This is a genomic window from Flavobacteriales bacterium, assembly GCA_020635395.1.
Classification (GTDB): domain Bacteria; phylum Bacteroidota; class Bacteroidia; order NS11-12g; family UBA9320; genus UBA987.
The window spans coordinates 70,017-93,817 of the sequence record JACJZV010000004.1 but is presented as its reverse complement, the minus strand read 5'-3'; the positions used below and the strand labels follow the sequence as shown (position 1 = coordinate 93,817).

Genomic DNA, 23,801 nt, shown 5'->3' with positions numbered 1-23,801 from the left:
AAGGCGGGGGCTTTTTTATTAAGTGAACTTTAGATACATTCGAGCAATAAATAGTTCTTCTATGAAAAAATATCTAATTCTAATTTTTGTATTTACATCTTCGTTTGCCGCTTGGAGTCAGGACACAACCATTGTTAGAAAAGATTTGGGATTTTCAATAACATTTCCGGGTTCGCCAATTTACACAATAAATCCTGGAGGTGAATTTAATGAAGAAGTACATACTTATTTATACAAAACATCACTATCAGAATATGATAGCAATTTGGCTTACAGTGTAATTAACTTTGTAATTATTGATACAATGAATATTCTAAAACAAGCCGAAGTAATAGACTCTGCATTGCATGAAGGGGCTAGAAAAGCAGCTAAAGGATTGAATGGCCAGATAATTGAGGAAAATAGAATTACCATTGATTCATTTCCCGGAAATGAGACAAAAATTGATTTTAGAAACGGATTTGCAATCATACATTCAAAAATGTTTTTGGTGGAGAGCAAGATGTATCTGCTACAGGTGATTTATCCGACAGAAAACAAAGGCAATCGCGATATAGACAAATTCTTCAATTCATTTCGTCTGCTTCCTTAGCTCATTTATCCTTTTTTCAAAACCACTTCTTCAATCTATTAGTTAACCTTGTTAATTATTTTACCTTTGCAGCCCCCAAAAGCGAAAGTGAATGGATAGAAATTCGATTATTGGATATGTATTGATTTTTCTAATTTTTGTTGGATGGATTTTGTTTGATTCCTACCAAAAGGCAGAAGAATTGGAAGCTCAAAAAATTGAGCAGTCAAAGCAAGATTCAATTGCACATGCACAGTTTGTTGCCGACTCTATTGCCGGAAAGTTAACGGCACACACGGAGGCCAAGGATACAAACATTGCCACGCCAGATAGTTTAATTCCTCCGGTGATGGCCGTGCCTGAAAAAACATTTGTTCTGAAAAACAACGACCTTAGCATTGAGCTTAGCTCAAAAGGCGGAACGGTTAGTAAGGTACAGTTGCTTAATTACAAACGTTCCGATTCTTCTGATTTGGTTTTGTTAGAAAAGGGCAAAAATCGGATGAATTACAGCATTCCTATGAAATCAGGGGTAGTCCAAACGAATGAGCTTGACTTTGAGTTAAAATCGATGGACGAAAAATCAATGGTGCTTATTCACCGATTTGCAGGTGGTGGTGCTATTGAACAAGAGTATAAACTTGGAGATAACTTTTTGGTTGATTACTCATTTCGGTTGGTTGATTTGCAAAACAGCATTCATAAAAACGTTACGGGAATCGATATGAATTGGGAATCTGACCTGGTTCTACAAGAAAAAATTATTGATGACGAGCGTAATGTGGCTACGGTATGTTATAAATACAAAGACGACAAAGGCTACGATGATTTAAGTGCATCAAAAGACGATGAAGATCAATTGCAAAAGGGAGTTTGGTGGCTCAGTTTTAAGCAAAAATTCTTTATGTCAACGCTTATCTTTCCGAATGGACTTGAACGGTCTGGGGCGAAAATAAGTGTTCGCGAACCTGAAACGAACGAAATAGTAAAATCGATGTCGGCTCTGGTGGCGTTGCAATATGGTTTTGCCCAATCTGATGAGCATAAAATGCAATTTTATTTTGGGCCAAATCATTATCAAACCTTAAAGAAATTGGATGTAGGACTTGAAAGAACCATTGACCTAGGACCAAAAATATTTAGATGGGTTAATAAATGGGCGGTTATTCCTATTTTTAACTGGCTTAGTAAATACATCAAAAGCTACGGTTTGATTATTTTGCTATTAACCCTGATAATCAAATTGGTTTTGGTGGTGCCGATGTATAAGAGTTACGTTTCATCCGCCAAAATGCGAATTTTAAAGCCGGAACTCGATGAAATAAAAGAAAAAACCGGAGGTGATTTGGCCAAAGCTCAGCAAGAGCAAATGAAGCTATACAAAAGGGCAGGGGCGAGCCCGCTGGGTGGTTGTTTGCCACAGTTGGTGCAGTTGCCCATCTTGATTGCCTTGTTTCGCTTTTTCCCCAGCAGCATTGAGCTACGACAAAAAAGCTTTTTGTGGGCAAAAGATTTGAGTACGTTTGACGACCCCATACGTTGGAGCGGCGATTTTTGGCCTATTGGCGACCACATCAGCTTGTTCTGTCTGCTCATGGCGGCTTCCTCGTTTTTGTCTATAATCTACAACGCACAAAGTACTGCCGGGGTAAATAATCAAATGAAATACATCATGTATTTTATGCCGGTAATGTTGTTTTTCTGGTTCAATAATTATTCAGCCGGATTGAGTTATTACTATTTGTTGGCCAACTTGATTACGTTTGGTCAAAACATTATTTTCCAAAAATTCATTGTTGACGAGGATAAAATTAGAGCCCAAATTGAAGAAAACAAACGCAAAAAGGTGACTGTAAAAACTTCTCGTTTCCAAAAACGAATGGAAGAATATGCCAAGAAACGAGGCATTGATCCTAAGAATTTAAGACGATAAAAATGAAATAACGGAGGACTTAAATCTGCCGTTATTTCTATTTTCTTTTTCTTTTTCGGCTCTCTATATAGTTTTTAACCTCGGTGGGTCTGGTGTGCCACAAATGACCTTCTTTGTAGGCCGAAAGTTTTCCTTGACGAGCCAATAGGCTGAGGTATTCTTGACCGTAGGGTAGGTTTTCTTCCTCCACAATGCTGCCTATAGGTTTGTATTCATCCGAATAATTATTCAAATTGCTTAAATAAATATCCAAACTTCGCTCAGAAGCCTGACACATCAAGAGCAACAGTTTTGAATAGTTGCCCTCGTTGGCGGCATTTAGGGCGGCATAATATTTTTTGCGGTCGGCTTTTAATATTATGGCTGGTGGATAGCCCATGCTCATCAGAAAAAGATTGTAAACCAATCGAATGGTTCTGCCGTTTCCATCGGCAAAGGGATGAATCCAAACAAAGCGATGATGCAGCCATGTGGCCATTACCACAGGATGAAGTGAGTTGAAATTAGAATTAAATTCAGAAATTAATTCACCCATTAATTCATCAACTTTTAAAGCATTGGGAGGAGTAAAATTGGCTCCGCCTATACGTACACCCATAGTGCGATACCTTCCCGAATAATCGGGCAGAATATTTTTTAAGACAATAAAATGGATGTCAGATATAATTCGGTCGGTCAATAAAAAATTATCAGCGATTAAACCCTGAAGAAAATCAATTGCTTCTTTATGATTAACTGCTTCAAAATGCTCTCGCAAGGACTTTCCGCCAACGGTCATTCCATCTTCCAAAACCAATCGGGTTTCTTGTAGGGTCAACGTATTTCCTTCAATGGCGTTGCTGTTATATGTCCATTCCAGTGCCAATTCATCCCGAAGTCGTGAAAGGGAATTGGATGAAAATGGTCGATGTTTTTGGAGTTCTATTTTTTTTTCTGTTAGCCTTTCCAAATTTTTCTGTACCTCGGCAATATGTTGTTTTATTTTTTCCACACCTCAAATTTAATATCGTTTTTGTTTAAAATGCGAATTTGCCGATATTTATTTTTCCAATTTCCTGAACTTCAACAACCATTCATAATTCGACAAGTTTAACTTTTGATGAAATTTATGCTGCCAAAATAAAGTAACAGCTTCGTTTATGGGGACGTTTATTTGTTCGGTATCTCTTAGATAATGAATGAGTTTGAGCATTCTGAAACCGTTTAGCCAACGCATTAAAAATTGTTTCAACTGCTCAGGAGTTTTGCATTGTTTCTTAAAGTTTGATAACACTGAATCAAATTGTTCATTATCGAGAAAGCTCTTCAATGGTTTCGGAAGCGTATCAATTTTAGAACTGTTCATGTCGCGAAATAGCTCAACCAACCGCCCCGCGTACAGATAAAGATTTGGATGGTAGGTGTAGTATGTTTTGCAAACGGATTGTTTGTGTTTTTCCACCGCATGGCCTGTTCCAAAAGGCACTCGGTCGGAACTGCGGTTGCTGGCATAAACGGTACATTTTGTTATCTCCGCCACATTTCGATAGGGAATAATTTTGTGAAGAAAATAAAAATCTTCTCCGGCTTTGCGTTGGTTCATTCCTCCAAAAGCATGGTAGGTATTCGCTCGAATGGCCATGCTGCTGCCAATGGTGTGTATGGCATACGGGTAGTTTATATGTTTCAAACTTTGAATATGGTATCGCAGAAATAATTCGTAATCTATTATTTCATGGAGTGTTGCATTTATTTCATGTTCAAAGTAAATGCTTGCGGCATCTATCTTGGGTTTTGAAAAAGTCCGTTCAATTTCGGTAAGATAGTTTTCGGAGCACGTGCAGTCGGCATCAAAACAAATTAAAACGGTATTTTTTTTGTCGGTAAATTTTTTAGAAGCGGCATCCATGGCCACCTTTCGTGCATTGCCTACACCGGCAATTTTTCTATCCACACTGGTGAGGTTAATTGTTTCAATGTCAATCCAGTCAGGTTTATTCGGTATCCAATTTTTCGCTTCTAAAATGGTTTCGTTGTTTTGAGAAAGAATGTTGTCTGACTCGTTTTCGCCACTGTTTACCACCAAAACAATCAGCAAATTGTTCGATGGTTTTTGGCATTTAGCCAAACTATTTAGGCAATCAGTAATGTTGGGTTCGTTGTATGCCGGAATGCAAACAGCAAGATTTAAACTCACGGACTAAGTCTTTTTTTCGACCACTCGTTGTTTATTTTTTCAAATACAATTCTGTCGTGCAATCGGCTGCTGCGGCCTTGCCAAAATTCAATTTTTGAAGGAAAAACGGCATACCCACCCCAATGCTCAGGGCGAATGATTTTGTGCGTTTTATAATATTCGGATAATTCTTCTACTTTTTTTTCAAGCCACTCACGGTTGGTTAAAACCGAGCTTTGCATGGAGGCAATGGCTCCAATTTGGCTTTCAATGGGCCTGCTGTAAAAATATTCGTCAGAAGTACTGCTGCTTACCTTTTCTGCTATTCCTTCAATTCGCACTTGTTGCTGATTTTGTTGCCAGAAAAAAAGCAAAGAAACATTGTTGTTTTGAGTTATGGCTTTTCCTTTATCACTCAAATAGTTTGTGTAAAAAACAAAGGTATCGTCAATCAATTCTTTGAGTAAAACAATTCTTGAATGAGGCTGATTTTCGAAAATGGTGGATAAAACCATAGCATTGGCCTCCGCCTCGGTTTGGTTGGCATTTTCAAACCAGTTTCTGAACAAATCAAATGGGTTATTTCCTGCATTCTCTTCAGATAAAATGCCTTTAGAGTAATCGGTTCGTTGATTGCGTAAATCCATTACTTGCCTATTTTTGGCATTTGGCCAAATCGGCTGTTTGGCTTCATTTTGTTGAAACTTCTCATCATTTTTTTCATTTCATCAAATTGTTTCATCAATTTGTTTACCTCGGTTATAGAGTTGCCGCTACCAGAGGCAATTCTTTTTCTTCTTGAGCCATCGATAATTTCAGGAAATTCTCTTTCTTTTTTGGTCATGGATTGAATGATGGCTTCCACGTTTTTGAAAGCATCGTCCGAAATATCAATGTCTTTTATGGCTTTGCCCACACCAGGTATCATGCCCATCAAATCTTTAATATTTCCCATTTTTTTGATTTGCTGCAACTGTCCGTAGAAGTCGTCAAAATTGAATTGGTTTTTTCTGATTTTTTTGTTCAGTCGCTCGGCCTCTTCCTTGTCGTAGGTGTCTTGAGCCCGCTCTACCAGTGAAACGATGTCGCCCATACCCAAAATTCGGGTAGCCATCCTGTCGGGGTGAAAAACAGATAAAGCATCCATTTTTTCTCCGTTGCTAACAAATTTTATGGGTTTGTTTACAACACTTTTTATGGATAAAGCCGCACCACCACGTGTATCGCCGTCAAGTTTGGTTAAAACCACACCACTAAAATCAAGTACATCGTTGAATGCTTTGGCGGTGTTTACCGCATCTTGCCCTGTCATGGAATCAACCACAAACAGTATTTCGTTGGGCGAAACTGCTTTTTTAACATTGCTAATTTCGTCCATCATTTCTTGATCAACGCTCAACCTACCAGCGGTGTCGATGATAACCAAGTTGTGTTGATGTAGTTTGGCAAATTTTATGGCATTTTGAGCAATGTCCACCGGATTTTTGTTTCCTTCTTCGGTATAAACCTGCACACCTATTTGCTCACCAAGAACTTTTAATTGGTCAATAGCCGCGGGTCTATAAACGTCTCCGGCCACCAACAGAGGGTTTTTGCCTTTGCTTTTTACATATTTTGCAAACTTGCCCGAAAAAGTGGTTTTACCCGAACCTTGCAAACCTGCAATCAATACTATAGCCGGACTTCCGTTGAGGTTTGCCTCAGAAGTTTGCCCACCTAAAAGTTCAACCAATTCATCGTTTACAATTTTGGTTAAAAGCTGGCCGGGCGATACGCTGGTCAGCACATTTTGTCCAATGGCTTTATCTTTTACCCTATTTGTGAAATCTTTAGCAATGTTGTAATGAACGTCTGCATCAATCAAAGCTCTTCTGATTTCTTTTACCGTTTCGGCAACATTTATCTCAGATATTTTGCCCTGACCTTTTAGGGTTTTGAATGCTTTTTCTAATTTAACCGATAAATTTTCGAACATGTCGCAAAGATATTTTGGTGCAAACTTAACGAAAAAAGGCTGCCATTGGCAGCCCTTTTTTCTCGCAATAAGAACGTTATCGCATTAGCCTAACAAGACCTTTTTTATCGTAAATGAACCTATCTAAACCTGTAACCTGTATGTGGTAGAGATAAGAACCGGCTTGGCAAGGTTTGCCCATATATGTTCCATCCCAGCCTTCATCAACATCATTCGTTTCAAAAATCAACTCTCCCCAGCGACTATATATTCTCATGCTATAATCTCGATAGTTTCCGTCATATCCTAAATACATAAATTGTAAAGTTGGTTTAAAAATGGGGTTGTGTATGTCTTCGTTGGGGCTAAAAACATTCGGAATCCAAATAATAGAAGAGCCATGCAAATGAACGTTGTTGGACAAACTTTGTACTTCGGCAATGTATGAAACTGCCGAAACTCTGTAAATATATTCTCCCCTTATTGCTTCGTGTACTGCCGAATCTACAAAATGTGTAGTTCCTGAAACTGTGCCAACGGATTTAAAACCATCTTCAAACAAAAGTTCGATGTTGTAGTAATTTACGCCAGCTTGCCATTGTTCGTAGGCCGTCCAGTTTAAATGAGCGGCATTATTGCGGTATTCTCCGGTCAATATCATGGGTTTACCAAAATTTCCTGCCACACCTTTTTCTTGGCACTTATCCACTGATTGAACCCGATACAAAAAGTTCTCGGAAATGACACTAACTCGATTGTCGATAAATTCAGTTGTTGGTGTAAACTGCTCTTCCAATATTATTGTGCCAGTGGTGTCGTATTTGGTTACAAAATATTGGCTGTTGTATGGAAAAGTATCAGCATTCCAAGTTACTAAAACAAAACTATTGTCTTTAACTGTGGCCACTTTTACATCTAAAGGTGCTGTGTTTTTTAAATACAAAGGCTGATCTGTTTCTTTATTTGATTTGCTCCAAAAGTTGCCGTTGGTTGCCTCCACATAATAGGAGTATTGGTTGTTGCAAAGCCCCGAATCTGTATAACTCAGCGTGTAGGCATCTACCATAGACAGAACCTCAAAGTTGCCCCCATTTATGGCTCGATAGATGGTATAATTCTGCAAGTTGTTCCACCCGCTATAGGCCGACCATGAGAGATTTAACTCGAAATAATCGCCTTTTGCAACAGACAATATGATGGGGCAATGGGAGACCGAAATTTTTCCATTTTCGTTGCATTTATTACTGTGATAAAGACCAAAACAATTGTTCTTAATGTCATTGGTGGTGTATGTGGTTTTGCTGGCCGAATTAATGGAACCATTGTAAACCGTATCGCCGTTTGCATTGTTCACAACGGTGGTTTTAGCCAAAAAATCTGTGTTAACAGGCGACCAATGTATTTCTATTTGGTTATCCGAAGTAATGGTAACATAGTTTATATTTCCGGGAGGTATATCATTTACTCCTTTTATGGTTATGCTCGAATCCACTTTGGCACTGCAACCGTTTGAATCTATGGCAAAAAGTTCAATAGAATGAAATCCGGTGCTTGCAAAAAGTCGCGAATAATTGGCTGTTGAAACGCTGTCGGTTCGGTTTTCCATTTGCCAATAATATTTTTGGATGGTTTGAGATGAATTATTTGTAGCCCAAAAATCAACCGGAAATCCAAAACAAGGAATCGTATCGTAATGGATTGATACAGATGGATTAGCGTGCGATAAAATGTCAAAATTGGCGGTGTCTGCACACATATTACTGTTTTTTACAATCAACGCCAATTGATGAGAACCAAAAGATGAAATGGCAGTGTCTATAACCGAGGCGGTAGAAAAGGTAGTATCATCCATTTGCCAAAAATGCTCAGTAATGTTTTGACTCAAATTGCTTACCAAAATTTTGACAGGAGAGCAGCCTACCGATTGGGTTGTTGAAAGTACTGCCACAGGGCTTTTTAATACCCGAATGGTGTCGGCACTTTCATAAACAGCAGCACATCCTAAACTGTCTATAACGTATAAGTTGGGTAGATACTTTTGCTGCATTTGGTTGTTCAAAACGCGATAGCTGTGTTGGCTAAAATAGGTGGAGTCGAGTTCCGAGTTATCATCAAAATTCAAATAAAAGCGTTGAACACTTTCGCTTTTGTTTATGAAACTGACATTTAGTGGCTCGCAACCCTCATAATTGCTGATTTCAAATTCTGGAATTGGCCCAAATACTTTAATTTCATTTTTTCTGGTAGTTGTATCGGCACATCCAAGTTTGTTCTTTGAAATAAGCTCTACGTTAAATCCTTTTTTAAAACCGCTGTTTCTGGAATAAATATTTGCAACGAAAGTGTCGGTGGTTGCTATTTTGTTGCCATCACCAAAATTCCAAAAGAATGTATCTGCATTTTGGCTCAAAGCCTTAAATTGGGCATAAGCTGGGGCACAAAACAAATTGGTGTCGGTGCTAACAAAATGGCTCGTTACCTTTATGGCGTTTATTGACTTTTCGGTGGTATCATAACATTCATTATTTTTATTGGCAACCAGCCTTATCAAATAATGGGCATCACTGTTGGGTTCAAATATAATGGGGTTTGAGGTAGCATCAATCTTATAGGTTCCGGTCGAAAAAACACTCCACTCAAAGGCCGTGGGGTTTAAACTTGATTCATTGCGTAGAGTCGCCTCTTGTCCGGCACAAATGGTTTCATGACTACTGGAAAAACTGGCAGAAACACCAGCGTAAATCATTTCACTCGACGCACTGTAGGTGCAATTTGTGGAGTTAAATACTCGAACATAAACTCGGTACATTCCTTTTTCGGTAATGGTTATTTTCGGATTGCTTGTATGAATATTGTCTATATTGACTCCTGCGGCGGGCTGCACAGACCACTCAAATTGTAAATCATCCGAATTTTGACCATAGTGATAGTTAATTTCTTTTTTAAACGTGGGATTTACCTTCATGGGCAGGCAACCATCCGAATGGTCTAAAACAATGTTTCCTGTAATTGCATTGATATGAATAGAGTTAGGCCGTTCAATAGAATCAAGGCATCCATCGCTAATTTGGTGACGGTATTTTAACCAATAATCTCCCGGTTCGGGCAAAACCGTTTTGCCAAGTCTAACTGTGTCGGTTTTTAACGTAACTACTTTCGAACTTGTTTTGTTGGTTAAAATCCATTCGTGTTTAAATGGAGCAAAAATCGGTTTTGTAGTGGCTTCCAACTTTATTTCGCTACCTAAACACACCACCGTATCAACAAGCCTAATGCCCTTTATAGGCTCCACAATTTGTATATATTGCTCTTTTTTTAGCGTGTCTTTGCAGCCAATGGTGTTTCCAGCCTGTAGCTTTACATCATAAAATCCGGGTTTGCTAAAAGATTGTGATATTTCACGACCTTTTCCACTGTTATAAATCGTTTTTTTATCCAAATCATAAATTATCCAATAAAACGTATCTGCCGAAAGATAAGAACTGGGTGGAGTAGTACTGATTATTTTTACGGTTTGATTAATGCAGGCTATTTGCTCTAAGCTACTGAACAATGGTCGAATTGAATCCACACGAATAAAACTTCCTTTTTTCATGGTGTCTGTGCAACCATAGGCATCTTTTACAATCAGTTGCACATCATATTTACCCCAATTGGCCGTATAAAACGAACCATTTTTATTCGTGCTTTTTGCCAAAACGTTTCCTCCGGCATCGGTGTATTTCCATTGGTAAGTCATTGCAGAACTATCGCTCGAGTAGGATAGATTCTTTAGGGTGGTGGTGTGAGGAATGTAGCAATGATAATTGTCAGAGCTGCTAAAATCAGCTTTTACATCTTTCACATGAATGGTCTGGATTGATGATTGAGAATGACATCCATTATAATCCACTGAAACAAGCACATCAAAATTTCCGGGTTGATTGTATTTTAACTTAAGTTCTGAATTTGATAGCTGCGAGGTATCGGGCGTGCCTCCCAAAATCCAAGTGTATTTTCCATTTAGTTGATTTTTGATTTTTAGTTGAAGCTCATTTTTAAGGCACAATAAGGTGTCGAAGGGTTGCAGTTCTACCTCAATGGAGTCGCCAAATTGGAGATAATTTTTTTTGATCACTGTATGAACGCAGCCTTTATCCGTGGTAACAGATAGAGAAACATCAAAATTTCCGGATTTTGCGTAAGTAAGTTTTGGGGGATTTAGGCTGTTGTAATTTGAAATATTAGCCCCGTTAAATTTCCAATTTATGGCCTGTATTTCTTCGCCTTTATTATTAATTTTTGGGGTAAATTGTACACTTTGGGTAATGCAACCAGATGTGTTGTTTGCCTCAAAATCTACATCAACATCGGGATATACAATGGCTATTTTGGTGAATTCCTGAACATTTCGGCATCCAAAAGAATCGGTTACTACCATGTTTAGATTTTTTATGCCCTCGGTTTTAAATCGATGTATGAGTTGGTTGGTGCTATTAAAATAATTAGTGCCGTCCACAACCCAGCTAATATCTTTGGTTTTTGGAGTTGTATTGAGCAGCGTTATGGTGTCGGGTCCATCACACAAAATGGTTCGAGAAATCTGGTAGCTTGGCGTTGGTTTGCTTTTTATTTCAGCAATTCCGCTTTTCGAAATGTTGCATTTAGTACCATCAGGAAAGGTTACTTTTACTGAAACATCCACAATTTGCGGACTCAAATAAAACTGATGAACCGTGTCGGTGTGTGAACTATAACCGCTTCCAAAATCCCATAAAAAGGACGAACCGGTAGGGGCACCAATAATCGAATAATGTACAATGCCTGGAGCACATATTATACTCTTGTCAGAAACTAATTTGAGGCTTGAACACTGAGAAAATGCGTCCGGAACAAAACCGACACAAAACATTAATAGACAGAAAATAGAAATCCTTATTTTCATCATTATTTAATAATAGTAGTAGTAGCAGCCACAAAAGTATATAATAAACTCGGAAATAAAAAAGTTAAATTTTTCGATAGAATTTTTACGCCCTTTCAACAAAATTTTATTGCGGTTGGTTGTAAAAATTTAGTTGCTTTGCACGAAAAAATTAAAATATGAAACAATACATTCTTGCATGTCTGATAATTGTATCACTTTTTGCTTGCAACCAAAAAGGGGGAGTTTCTACCAATAATACAGGGGAAAACCAAATAAATAATCATAAGTTGGTGTATGAGACTGCCCATAAAAATAGGGATATTTATACCTCGATAGTTGCACTCAATTATCTGTTGGCAGAAGATTCGAACAATATGGATTATACAGATTCTTTAGCAAGAATTTATATCCTGAATGAAATGTTAGAGCCCGGCATGAAGTTGGCCAAAAAGGTTCTCGACAAAAATCCTAAAAACTATAAATTGAAAGAACTTTATGCCATGGGGCAAACCTACACCAACGATTTAAGTGGTTCATATCAATCATTTAAGAGTTTGTATGAGGAAACCAAAGATGCAAAATACTTATATGAAATGGCAAAGGCCAATATAAATTTAGGTAAAACAAATGATGGTTTGAGTCAATTGGATCAAATAATAGGTGACCAATCTATTACCGCAACAATAGCGGGACCAACAGCAGACGGCGGAGTGCAAAATGTGAATGTTCGTGCAGCCGCTCTGCTTTTAAAGGCACAATGGGAAGCAAGTAAACAAAATTATAATGGAGCTCAGAATTTTATTAATAAATCATTGGCGGTAGCACCCGATTTTCAGGCAGCTTTATATCTTAAAGAACAACTAAAAGCGGCTTTGAATCAATCAAAAACTGCTCCTGCACCGAGACAAATGCAGCCAAGCGTTGGCAATACACCATCAACTGGTGGTTTTAATGAGGGATATGAAGAATGGAAACGAAGACAAGGAATGAAATAAGGTTTATTTCTTCTTTGGCCTCCATTCTATTTCGGTTGCTTTTTCTGAATAGCTCAAAAATCGGGCAACGGTAAATAAATAGTCAGAAAGACGATTTAAATATTGTATCACTTCTTCTCGCAGGGGTTCTGTTTTATTAAGGCTAACGCATCTTCTTTCTGCCCTTCGGCAAACGGTTCTGGCTTGGTGGGCAATACTATTTGATACGCATCCTCCAGGCAAAATAAATGATTTCAGTTCAGGCAAATGCATGGTTTGTTCGTCAATCCATTGCTCCAATTGTTTAATTTCTTCCGAATCAATGGCATCGAGTTTTAGTTTTAAAAAGGTTTCGGGCGTTGAAGCCAACTCCGACCCAACGGTAAATAGGCTGTTTTGGATGATAAAAAATTGAGTTTTTAATTCATCCATATTTGTCAGGCAACCTAATTGTCCAATCAATGTATTGAGTTCGTCCACGGTTCCGTAGGCTTCTATCCGAAGGTCATCTTTGTCAACATTGTTTTGCCCCAAAATAGATGTTGTGCCTTTGTCTCCTTTTTTTGTGTAAACTTTCATTTGTTTATCACTTTAGGCACTTTAAAGAAATCAGAATCTGCCACCGGAGCATTTTTTAATGCCTCTTTTTTGTCTAACGATGGTTCAACTATATCATTTCTTAAATGGTTTACGCGGTCAGACATATACACCAAGGGTTCAACGTTTGTGGTGTCCAGCTCGTTCAACTTGTTGCAGAAATCAAGTATTCGCTCCAAATCTTTTTTAATTTCTTGCTTGTCTTCGTTTTTAAAAGACAATCGAGCCAAATGAGCCAGTTCGTCAATTTTTTTATCTGTTATTTCCATTTTCGGTTTCAAAATTAAACTTGTCGAAAGTATTTTTAATGATGTTTCGGGTTTGTTCAATCAATTTGTATAAATCAGCTTCTGATAAAGAGGCTGTTTCAATGGGTTTGTGTACCACCATTCGCATCAGTCCGGGTGTTCCACCATTGTCTAATCCTCCACCGGGCAATCTTTTCCAATTGTCGATAATCGTAACGGGAACGATGGCCACTTTGTTTTCGATAGCCAACCTAAAGGCACCCGATTTAAAAGCACTCAATTTGGGTGCAGTGGGGTGGATGCCACCTTCCGGAAAAATGCCCAAACTATCGCCTGATTTTAGTGCGTCGTTGCACAAATTGAATGAGGTAACAGAATCTTTTACACTTTTACGGTTTACAGAAATGTCGATGGTTCTAAAAAACAGTCCAAAAAGGGGGAATTTGCCGAGCTCGGCCTTCGCCAAAAATCGGAAATATTGCCCGCATTGAACATTTAAGCTCAGTATATCGAGATAACTAAAATGGTTGGCTACAAAAATATATTGGCCGTTTCGGTTTAGTGGTTCTTCAAATTGAGTTTTTGGTATTAAACCCGAAAAAAACATAATGATTCTGCCCCAAATTGCTCTCAGTTTGTGAGCTTTAGGGTAATGCTTTTTATCACTAAGAAAGAATAAAAATAAAGGATAGAAAAGAATAAAAATGGCTAAAAACCACAAGAAGAAGTAAATGGCCCAGATAAATCGAATTATTTTTTTCATTCACCAGAGTTATTCAACCTCATTTTCGATGAAATCTTTGAGTTTGTATGCCTGACTTTTTACAAAATCTTTAAGTTTGGGTTCGGCAATCATTTTAATAAACATGTTTAGCTGGGCATTAATTTTTCCTTTTACGGTGCAATGGTCGGCAATATCTTTTATGTGCCACTCAATATCAAAACTAAAAGGGAGTTTTCCTTGGGGTTTTAGCTTTAGCCAATTGTTTGGTTTTGAATCTATTACAGATACTTTAAATTTTCCTAACCCAGAAAGATGTATTTCTGCTTCTTTTTCTTCGGCATAAATGAGTGTTGCATCGCTGGGCAACAATTTGGCGTAGTTTCTTAGGTCTTTTAAAAAATGGTAAACCTTTTCGCTTTTTCGACTTACAATAAGTTCTTCGCTTTCAATTTCGGTCATAAATTATTAATTAGCCTTTAAAACTTGTTTTATCTCCAATAATGGCGGCCATAAATGCCGATATTAAAATGCCCATAAAGAAATACAACCCCAAGTGCATAATGCTATATCGCAAAACACTAAATTGCTTGTCTATTGCCAGTTTTTGACCCTCTATTTTGGCCAATTCGTTGGGCTTGTCTTTGTTTTGCTCTTGCCACTGTTGAAGCGAATATTCTTTTATAGGTTCTAAAAATTTACCGTCAGGGTAATGCATAAAAGAGTAGCCCATGCCCGAAACCGATGAGCAAATTAGGGCAATCATTACCCCCCCGAAGGTGGTGCGTAAAAAGCTAATTTTTCCATGGATTTTTTTTATTAAAATGGTGCAGAAAGCAATGGATATCATTAAAACTGCCACTTTTGAAGGCAGACTAATCAGCCCTTTTGAGAATGGAATTGATTGTGAAAAAACCAAATAATCTATGGCAATGCAAATGGCTCCTGCAACGCCACCAAATATCAAATAGTATTTGCTCATTGAATGTTTCCGAATGTATAAATTGACTATTCTTCGTCGTCAGAATTTTGGAATTCGTCAAAATCGTATTCAGGCATAAGATCTGACTTTACATGGTTTATGGTTTCAGTAAATGCATCCATAAACTTGTTAAAGTCTTCTTTATAAAGAAATATTTTATGTTTTGTGAATTGTCCATCATCAAACCTACTTTTTTTACTTTCGGTTATGGTAATGTAGTAATCATTTGACTTTGTTGATTTTACATCGAAAAAATACGTTCTCTTCCCTGCTCTAACGCGTTTTGAAAATACCTCGCGATTGTCTTCCATCTGCTTCTTTTTATAAAATATTCATCAAAAAAAAGCAATATTCGTCGTTTGTGCAAGTCATTTTACACAACCTCCACACTTTGGGCGTTTTGATTTTTCACCATTTCGGCAAACAAGCCCTTTTGGACAATTAGTTGCTGAGGATTTCCCTGCTCCACAATTTTGCCATTATCAAGCACAATTATGTGATGTGCATCTTCCACCGTACTCACTCTATGAGATATTAAAATTTTTGTTTGATGTTTATCTGTTTTTTTTAGGTTCGACTTAATCGTTTTTTCTGTGTGCGTGTCTATGGCCGACAAAGAGTCGTCAAATACCAATATTTCGGGTTCTCTAATCAAGGCACGGGTAATGGCTACCCGTTGTTTTTGTCCGCCGCTAAGGGTTATGCCGCGTTCTCCCAAAATAGTTTCAAGTTGTTTTGGGAATGATTCGATGTCTTTCCAAACATCGGCCATTTGTGCGAATTGTTTTATTTGGTCATCACTTTTCTGATTATCTGTGCCAAACAATATGTTTTCTTTAATGCTTTCAGAAAAAAGAAAAATATCTTGAGGCACATAGCCAAATAGGTTGCGGTAAGAAGATAATTCAAAATCAGAAACCGATTGACCGTCAATGGTAATAGAACCCGATTTTGGTGAATACATTCTCATCAAAAGTGCAGCCAGTGATGATTTTCCGCTTCCGGTAGTTCCAATTATTCCGAGAGTCTTACCCTTTTCTATTTTAAAACTAATGTTTTCTAAAATTAATTTTTGGTCGTAGCCAAAGCTAATGTCTTTAAATTCAATGGTTTTGTCAAAAGTTTCTAATTTTTTTCCGCTTCGGTTTTCTGGTTTTTCTTGCAAAAAAGCATTGATGCGTGTCTGCGATGCCGAAGCCCGTTGAATAATGCTGGTTACCCAACCCAGCGAGGCCACCGGCCAGGTAAGCATGTTTACATAAATCACATATTCAGCAATGTTTCCAAAAGAGAAAGTTCCATTAATGACTTGTTTGCCTCCAAAATAAATGGTAATGATTACGCTTAGGCCAACCAACATCATCATTAAAGGAAAGAAAAGAGCATTTACCTTTACAAGATTCATATAGTGATGTTTGTATTCCTCGCTTTCATCGCCAAATTTTTTTGAAAAATGATTTTCGGCGGCAAAGGCTTTCAAAACCAATATGCCCGAGAAAGATTCTTGAACAAAAGTGGTTAATTGGGAGAGTTTACCCTGAACCACCGTACTCCGCTTGTTCATTATGTCGCTCACATAATAAATAGAGAGGGAAAGAATAGGTAGCGGTAGCAAAACATAAAACGTGATGGTAGGATTTATGGAAACCATAACAGACACTACCAAGATAAACATACAAACCAGATTGATGGTGTACATAATGGCAGGGCCCAAATACATTCGAACCTGACTAACATCTTCGCTGATTCTGTTCATCAAATCGCCGGTGTAGTTCTTTCCATAAAAGGATGCATCCAGTTTTTGGTAATGGGCAAATATTTCGTTTTTCAAGTCAAACTCAATGTGCCTTGACATTACAATGATAGTTTGACGCATAAAAAACATGAAAACCCCCTTTATAAGAGCACTGGCCAATACCAAACTTCCAAAAAACAAAGCAAGTTTAGAAACATGTTTTGCAATCTCGGTTTTGCTGAAATTCAACAAGGTATAAATTTGAATATTGCTTATCATGCTATCAATGGCCGTGCGGACAATCGGTGCAATAAGCAACGAAAAAATGTTGGAGCAAATGATGAAAACAATGCCGCCAATCAGATACAAACGATATTTGTACAGATATTTATTGAGATAAAATAATGGTTTCAATCCAACTGTTTTTTCATTTAAAAAAAGGACTAATTTCGCAGCGGCAAAGTTAAGCCGATATTCATAATCGTAAAGTTTATTAAAAATGATTGAAGTATCACAAATTCAGAACCCATTAAGCACCAATTTGTTTGCAAATCTTGGTGAGTATAACCATGAACAAATACTGGTTTGCAATGATAATCATACAGGATTAAAAGCAATCATCGCTATTCATAACACGGTATTGGGCCCCGGTTTAGGAGGCACACGTATGTGGAATTACAACAACGAATCAGAAGCAATGAGAGATGTGCTGAGATTAAGTAGAGGTATGACCTATAAAGCCGCTATTTCTGGCTTGAATTTGGGGGGGGCAAAGGCTGTAATAATTGGGGATGCAAAAACTCAAAAAAGTGAAGCTTTGATGCGTAAGTTTGGGCGTTTTGTAAACAATCTTGGAGGTAAATATATTACTGCCGAAGATGTGGGTACCACCACCAAAGATATGGAGTATGTAAACATGGAAACCGACCATGTGGTGGGTTTGCCAGAAACCAGAGGTGGTGGCGGAGACCCAAGTCCAGTAACGGCTTATGGTGTTTACGTGGGTATGAAAGCATCAGCCAAAAAGCAATGGGGTAACGATAGCTTGAGCGGCAAAACCGTTGCTGTGCAAGGCATTGGAAAAGTAGGTTGGCATTTATTAGAATATATGCACAAAGAAGGTGCAAAATTCTATATCGCCGATATAAACAATGACATTTTGAAAAAGGCTGCTTCAGAGTTTGGTGCTACTGTTGTTAGCAATGAAGAAATCTACGACACCGATGCTCAAATTTTTGCACCATGTGCTTTAGGGGCTATAATTAACACAGATACTATCAATAGATTAAAATGCAACATCATTGCCGGTGCAGCCAACAATCAGTTGGAAGACGAAAATGTACATGGAGATATGTTGGTTAAAAAAGGAATTATTTATGCTCCAGACTTCTTGATAAATGCTGGCGGTTTGATAAATGTATATTCAGAATACACAGGATACAATAGAGAAAATGCCTTGCGTGATACAGAGCACATCTATGATACCTTGAATAGTATTTTCAAATATGCTGATGCAAATAACATTCACACGCAGGCTGCCGCTACAGCTTTGGCGAAAAAACGCGTGGATGATATGATTCAGGTTCAATCAACTATTTAGTTTTAGGAGATTGTAGCCTCGTGCCTCGAGGCACGAGGAGAAAAGATAAAATTATTTGCCTCATTTCTTTGGGAAAATTATAAATGAAGAACATTCGCAATTTCTGCATTATTGCACATATCGACCATGGTAAAAGCACCTTGGCCGATAGACTTTTGCAGGAAACCAAGACGGTATCTGACAGAGATTTAAAAGAACAGGTGCTGGATGATATGGATTTGGAGCGTGAGCGGGGTATTACGATCAAGTCTCACGCCATTCAAATGAAACATGTGCATGACGGCGAAGAATATACACTTAACCTGATTGACACTCCTGGACACGTTGATTTTTCATACGAGGTTTCTCGCTCTATTGCAGCTTGCGAAGGAGCTTTGCTCATTGTTGATGCCGCCCAAGGTATTCAGGCTCAAACCATTAGTAATTTATATTTGGCTCTTGAGCATGATTTGATTATTATCCCAATACTTAATAAAATGGATTTGCCGGGGGCAATGCCAGAAGAGGTTAAAGACCAAATTGAAGAGCTGATTTTGTGCGATAGGGATGACATTATACCTGCCAGCGGTAAAACCGGATTGGGGGTTGATAAAATTTTGAAAGCTATTGTTGATAGAATTCCTGCCCCAAAAGGAAACCCCGATGCTCCATTAAAAGCATTGATTTTTGATTCGGTGTTCAACTCCTTTCGCGGAATTATAGCCTATTTCAAAGTAATAGATGGCCAAATTAAAAAAAACGACCATGTAAAGTTTATAAACACGGCCAAACAATATCATGCCGATGAAATTGGTGTTTTAAAACTAACCCCCGAACCACGTGAAGTGGTAAAAACCGGGGATGTGGGTTATATTATTTCGGGCATAAAGCAGGCCAAAGAAGTAAAAGTTGGTGATACAATTACCCATGTGGAGAATCCTACAAACAGTGCAGTTAGAGGTTTTGAAGATGTAAAACCTATGGTTTTTGCAGGAATTTATCCTGTTGATACCGAGGATTTTGAGGAGTTGAGAGAAAGCATGGGCAAGCTTCAATTGAACGATGCTTCATTGGTTTTTGAACCGGAATCTTCTGCAGCTTTGGGTTTTGGTTTTAGATGCGGATTTTTAGGAATGTTGCACATGGAAATTATCCAAGAGCGGTTGGAAAGAGAGTTTGGCATGACTGTAATTACCACGGTTCCAAACGTTTCGTATCATGCATTTGACAAAAAGGATGAGCAAATTATTGTAAACAATCCCACCGATTTGCCAGAAGGAAATCATTTGAACTATGTGGAAGAACCTTACATAAATGCCCAAATTATTACTTCTGCCGATTATGTAGGAGCCATCATGAGTTTGTGCATGGATAAACGCGGGCTGCTCAAAAATCAGGTTTATCTCACTACAAATAGAGTTGAGTTAACCTTTGAAATGCCAATGGCAGAGGTGGTTTTCGACTTTTACGATAAGTTAAAATCTATTTCCAGAGGTTATGCCAGTTTCGATTATCATCCAATAGATTATCGCGAATCGCAATTGGTAAAACTAGATATATTGCTTAATGGCAAACAGGTTGATGCACTTTCGGCCATTATTCATAGGGATAAAGCTTATGATTATGGCAAAAAGATTTGCCTAAAATTAAAGGAACTGATACCAAAACAGCAATTTGTTATTGCCATTCAGGCAGGTATTGGAGCCAAAATTATTGCACGAGAAACCATTAATGCCATGCGAAAAGACGTTACGGCAAAATGTTACGGAGGTGATATTACCCGAAAAAGAAAACTTCTTGAAAAACAAAAGGCTGGTAAAAAAAGAATGCGTCAAGTTGGAAACGTAGAGATTCCGCAATCAGCATTTATGGCCGTTCTAAAAATCAACGATTAGTTCTCGTTTACCTTTGTGCATAGACATGCATTAAGCCCAACTTAATGTTATGTTTATGAAATCATCTATTTATATTTTGTGTTGTGTCACATTTTTGGCAGCCTCATGTTCCACAAAATCAACGAAACTTATGAAAACCATGCACTTCAAAACTACTGGAGAGGTAGAAATAAGGCCAGATGTAGCCACTTTTTCGGTTACAATTTCGTGCAAGGATATAGATGTTGTTAAAAGCAAAAATTGTCTGGTTGAGAAATCAAAACAACTAAATGAATTGTTATCTACATACGAAATTGCCCCAAAAGATATGCTCACAACGGCCATCACTCAGCAAAAGGATTATGATTGGATAAAGAATTCATACATTTTTTCGGGGTACGAATCGAGCATGACAACCCATGTGACAGCTCGAAATTTAAAAAAATTGGAGGAGCTGTATCCATTGCTTTTGAGCAACAGTGAATTTTCGGTTGGGTTGCTTCAATTTGATGTTTCTGACTACGACAGCTTGAGTAATTTGGCCTATGGCGAAGCTTTAAATAAGGCTGACAAACTTGCAAATGGGTTGCTTCAAAAGCTAAATGCGAAATCAAAAGAAATCATCAAAATTGGAAACATTGAGCTACCACAGGGATATGCCAATGATGAGTTTGATAAAAAAGTGGCCGGCAATTTTGAAATAGAAACAAATGACAATGTTTCAAAACAAAAACTTCAGATAAATAATGGAACAATGCGGGTGGTAAGACCTATATATGTAGAGTATATCTTCTACTAATTACTTGATTTTTAAGTTGTAATACACGCAAGTTGTCACAAAATTTCTTAAAAATGGGATGTGGTTTATCAGTGCCGATTGCTGTCTTGGTTTTACCCCAAATTTGTATTGATAAATTGGGTTAAACAGATAAAATAGTTTTTGGTCAATTTTGAATCCTGCGTTTTTGGCAATTCGTTCAAATCGTTCGATGGAAATGCCGGTTTCTTTTATTTCTACCAAACCTTCTATCATGGCGGGTTTTTCGCCAAACAGTTTGAGTGCAAATTTGAATAAGGGCATGGGCAGCAGGTGGTAATAGGGCAATTTGCTTCCTAATTTTGATTTTGCCACTTGTTGATGTCCACCAAACGGCATATACCATGGCGGAAAACCAAAGAAAATTAGTCCGTCTGTGGCCAAAAATTCCTTTAATCGAATCATTATTTTTTCCTGTTCATGGATATGCTCAATCACATCTTTCAAAATAATGATGTTAAATTTTGGATTAAAATCATTTGGATTTATGTCGTAAATATTTTTGGCAATAAATCGTATCTGGCCTGATTCTATTTCGGTTTTCATAAGATTTTCGGCTCTCTGCACTCGTTCTGGGCTAAGTTCAATTCCCACGCATTGATGCCCCAATTTTGTAAAAGCATTCAGCACCCCGGCCTCGCCGCTGCCAATTTCGAGTACATGTAATTTGCCGGAAAAATCGGTAGATTTTTGAATAAAGGGAATCACATAATTTTCGGTTACCTCACGAGTAATGTCGTGATACCGTTGCATATCGCCATGAAACTCAAACATGGTGCAATGTTAGCCCTTTTTAGTTATTCAAACGGCCCGTTTTTAGTTTTTTAAAGAGGCTTTTTTGTCCAACTCTTCGTAAATAGAATTGTTGCTTATATACTCCGGAATTAGCTGTTTCATGGCCGAAACAATCAACTTATTAGTGATTCTGTCTTTTTGAAGGTATAACGATTCGATGAGTTCTTCAACTTCGTTAAAGTTGTGTTCCTGCACTTTGGCCACCATTATTTTTGGATGATGGGTGCCAATGGTCATTTCCCGATCGTTGAGAAGTTCTTCGGTTAATTTTTCTCCCGGACGCAGGCCTGTATAAACTATTTCGATGTCACGACCTTCTTCAAAGCCGCTTAGTTTTATCATTTTTTTGGCCAAATCAATAATTTTAACCGATTCTCCCATGTCAAAAATATAAATTTCGCCGCCTCTGCCCATAGCCCCGGCTTCAAGCACAAGCTGACAAGCCTCAGGTATGGTCATAAAATATCGGGTAATATCGGGATGAGTAACAGTAATGGGGCCACCTTTTTCTATTTGTTCTTTAAATCGGGGAATTACCGACCCATTAGAACCCAAAACATTGCCAAAACGTGTGGTGATAAATTTGGTATGGTGGTCGTCTTTCAACTCTAATAAGTTATTGAGAGATTGAACATATATTTCGGCGGTTCGCTTGCTGGCACCCATAATATTTGTTGGGTTTACGGCCTTGTCGGTAGATACTAGAACAAACTTTTCTACTCCATACTTAACCGCCAAATTGGCCATTAGCCGTGTGCCAAAAACGTTGGTATTCAATGCTTCGTACGGATTGTCTTCCATAAGCGGAACATGCTTGTAGGCAGCTGCATGAAAAACAACATCTGGCTTGAAAGCTTCAAACACACGCTGCATTCTACCTTCATTGGAAACATCACCAATGACAACCTCTACGTTTTTTGATGCCAGCTGATATTCGATTTCGTAGAGCGGGGTTTCTGCTTGATCAAGCAAAATCAAATATTTGGGGTTATAGGCTTTGCATTGCTTTGCAAGTTCGCTACCAATGGAGCCGGCTGCTCCGGTAACCAATACCACCTTGCCACTTATTTCAGATTTTATATTTTTATTTTCGAGGTTTATAGGTTCGCGACCTAAAAGGTCGTCAACACTCACATTTTTTATTTGTTTAAACGTAAATTCTCCGTTAATCCAATTCTCAATAGGTGGTACGTTTTTAATCACCAAATCATGTTTTAAACCAAGCTCTATTACTTTCTTTTTTCGCTGACTTTGTATGTTGGGAACTGCAATAATTATTTCTTTGGGTTTGTATTTTTCTAAAACATAGTCAAATTTTTTGTTGAAAAAGAAAATGGGTATTCCCTCAGCAGATTTGTCGGAAAGTTTTCTATCGTCATCCAAAAAAGCAACCACTTTTAAGTTGCTGTTTTGTGTGCTTTCAATGGTTCTTTTTGCCATTAATCCGGTATGACCTGCACCATATATAATAACATTACGTATGTTGGTTGAATTTTGTTGAGTAATTCTTTTAAAGGCTACTTTGTAAAAAACCCGCATAGATATGAGTGCCACAAGCGAGATAAAAAAATCCATAACTATAATGGATCTTTCGAGAATAAACACTCCTTGCACATACAAAAAATACTGCCGAATAGCAATAAAGGCCAACGAGCTGACTATCATTGCGATGAAAATTCGACTTGCATCTTGAATGCTTGTGTATCGTATTATTCCTTTGTAAGATTTCGTTAACATGATTGCCGATGCCCGAAGAATAAGGGTTAAAGCAAATGGAGCAGCAAGCTGTTTATAGGTAAAACTTTCAAGTTTAAGATTGTGGATTATGCCAAAAGAGACAAGAAATGAACAAGAAACAAGTATCATGTCTATGCTCAAAACCACCCATCTTGGTATGTGATGGTTGGATAACTTTTTTATTAATTGCACAGTCATCGTTTTTTAAGCAGTAATTTAAGTG

At 37.9% G+C, this 23,801-nt stretch carries 20 protein-coding genes; 6 read left to right on the top strand and 14 right to left on the bottom strand.

The window, feature by feature from the left end:
- Window positions 1-61 precede the first annotated feature (61 nt).
- Entirely contained in the window at window positions 62-592 is a 531-nt protein-coding gene (locus H6607_11490; GenBank protein ID MCB9262987.1) for a hypothetical protein, read from the top strand.
- Between the two features lie 91 nt (window positions 593-683).
- The gene (yidC, locus tag H6607_11485; protein ID MCB9262986.1) at window positions 684-2,504 is read left to right on the top strand and encodes a membrane protein insertase YidC; all 1,821 of its coding nucleotides are present in this window, start codon (window positions 684-686) and stop codon (window positions 2,502-2,504) included.
- A gap of 37 nt (window positions 2,505-2,541) precedes the next feature.
- Here the strand turns inward: yidC and H6607_11480 are convergent, their stop codons facing one another.
- From H6607_11480 to H6607_11460, 5 genes are all read right to left on the bottom strand, one after another.
- Window positions 2,542-3,495, bottom strand: a complete 954-nt coding sequence (locus H6607_11480; protein MCB9262985.1) for a Fic family protein — start codon at window positions 3,493-3,495, stop codon at window positions 2,542-2,544.
- A gap of 48 nt (window positions 3,496-3,543) precedes the next feature.
- The gene (locus tag H6607_11475) at window positions 3,544-4,680 is read right to left on the bottom strand and encodes a glycosyltransferase (protein ID MCB9262984.1); all 1,137 of its coding nucleotides are present in this window, start codon (window positions 4,678-4,680) and stop codon (window positions 3,544-3,546) included.
- Complete coding sequence (gene pdxH / locus H6607_11470; protein ID MCB9262983.1) at window positions 4,677-5,306, bottom strand: pyridoxamine 5'-phosphate oxidase; 630 nt, start codon at window positions 5,304-5,306, stop codon at window positions 4,677-4,679. The genes H6607_11475 and pdxH overlap by 4 nt, the downstream gene beginning before the upstream one ends.
- Complete coding sequence (ffh, locus tag H6607_11465) at window positions 5,306-6,634, bottom strand: signal recognition particle protein (protein MCB9262982.1); 1,329 nt, start codon at window positions 6,632-6,634, stop codon at window positions 5,306-5,308. The genes pdxH and ffh overlap by 1 nt, the downstream gene beginning before the upstream one ends.
- Before the next feature lie 76 nt (window positions 6,635-6,710).
- The gene (locus H6607_11460) at window positions 6,711-11,540 is read right to left on the bottom strand and encodes a gliding motility-associated C-terminal domain-containing protein (GenBank protein MCB9262981.1); all 4,830 of its coding nucleotides are present in this window, start codon (window positions 11,538-11,540) and stop codon (window positions 6,711-6,713) included.
- A 155-nt stretch (window positions 11,541-11,695) separates the two neighbouring features.
- Here H6607_11460 and H6607_11455 point away from each other — a divergent pair, with 155 nt between their 5' ends.
- Window positions 11,696-12,514 carry a hypothetical protein gene (locus tag H6607_11455; protein MCB9262980.1) on the top strand — a complete coding sequence of 273 codons (819 nt, stop codon included), beginning with the start codon at window positions 11,696-11,698 and terminating at the stop codon, window positions 12,512-12,514.
- Window positions 12,515-12,517: 3 nt separating this feature from the next.
- Here the strand turns inward: H6607_11455 and H6607_11450 are convergent, their stop codons facing one another.
- The 7 genes from H6607_11450 to H6607_11420 form a co-directional block, all read right to left on the bottom strand.
- Window positions 12,518-13,072 carry a cob(I)yrinic acid a,c-diamide adenosyltransferase gene (locus tag H6607_11450; GenBank protein ID MCB9262979.1) on the bottom strand — a complete coding sequence of 185 codons (555 nt, stop codon included), beginning with the start codon at window positions 13,070-13,072 and terminating at the stop codon, window positions 12,518-12,520.
- Entirely contained in the window at window positions 13,069-13,359 is a 291-nt protein-coding gene (gatC, locus tag H6607_11445) for an Asp-tRNA(Asn)/Glu-tRNA(Gln) amidotransferase subunit GatC (GenBank protein MCB9262978.1), read from the bottom strand. Before gatC ends, H6607_11450 begins: the two co-directional genes overlap by 4 nt.
- Entirely contained in the window at window positions 13,343-14,101 is a 759-nt protein-coding gene (locus H6607_11440) for a 1-acyl-sn-glycerol-3-phosphate acyltransferase (protein MCB9262977.1), read from the bottom strand. The genes gatC and H6607_11440 overlap by 17 nt, the downstream gene beginning before the upstream one ends.
- A gap of 9 nt (window positions 14,102-14,110) precedes the next feature.
- The gene (locus H6607_11435) at window positions 14,111-14,521 is read right to left on the bottom strand and encodes a hypothetical protein (protein ID MCB9262976.1); all 411 of its coding nucleotides are present in this window, start codon (window positions 14,519-14,521) and stop codon (window positions 14,111-14,113) included.
- Between the two features lie 10 nt (window positions 14,522-14,531).
- Entirely contained in the window at window positions 14,532-15,041 is a 510-nt protein-coding gene (locus tag H6607_11430; protein MCB9262975.1) for a DUF4199 domain-containing protein, read from the bottom strand.
- 26 nt (window positions 15,042-15,067) lie between these two features.
- A complete protein-coding gene (locus H6607_11425; protein ID MCB9262974.1) occupies window positions 15,068-15,352 on the bottom strand; it encodes a DUF3276 family protein in 285 nt (94 codons plus the stop codon).
- A 62-nt stretch (window positions 15,353-15,414) separates the two neighbouring features.
- The gene (locus tag H6607_11420; protein ID MCB9262973.1) at window positions 15,415-17,190 is read right to left on the bottom strand and encodes an ABC transporter ATP-binding protein; all 1,776 of its coding nucleotides are present in this window, start codon (window positions 17,188-17,190) and stop codon (window positions 15,415-15,417) included.
- 85 nt (window positions 17,191-17,275) lie between these two features.
- Between H6607_11420 and H6607_11415 the strand changes: the two genes are divergently transcribed.
- From H6607_11415 to H6607_11405, 3 genes are all read left to right on the top strand, one after another.
- The gene (locus tag H6607_11415; protein MCB9262972.1) at window positions 17,276-18,376 is read left to right on the top strand and encodes a Glu/Leu/Phe/Val dehydrogenase; all 1,101 of its coding nucleotides are present in this window, start codon (window positions 17,276-17,278) and stop codon (window positions 18,374-18,376) included.
- Window positions 18,377-18,459: 83 nt separating this feature from the next.
- Window positions 18,460-20,250: an elongation factor 4 gene (gene lepA / locus H6607_11410; protein ID MCB9262971.1), complete on the top strand. Its 1,791-nt coding sequence runs from the start codon at window positions 18,460-18,462 to the stop codon at window positions 20,248-20,250.
- Window positions 20,251-20,389: 139 nt separating this feature from the next.
- Window positions 20,390-21,028, top strand: coding sequence for an SIMPL domain-containing protein (locus tag H6607_11405; protein MCB9262970.1), 639 nt, complete (start codon window positions 20,390-20,392; stop codon window positions 21,026-21,028).
- On the opposite strand, the gene H6607_11400 is transcribed toward H6607_11405, so the two are convergent.
- Together H6607_11400 and H6607_11395 are read right to left on the bottom strand one after the other, a co-directional pair.
- Complete coding sequence (locus H6607_11400; protein MCB9262969.1) at window positions 21,029-21,820, bottom strand: methyltransferase domain-containing protein; 792 nt, start codon at window positions 21,818-21,820, stop codon at window positions 21,029-21,031.
- Between the two features lie 42 nt (window positions 21,821-21,862).
- Window positions 21,863-23,776, bottom strand: coding sequence for a polysaccharide biosynthesis protein (locus H6607_11395; protein ID MCB9262968.1), 1,914 nt, complete (start codon window positions 23,774-23,776; stop codon window positions 21,863-21,865).
- Window positions 23,777-23,801 lie beyond the last annotated feature (25 nt).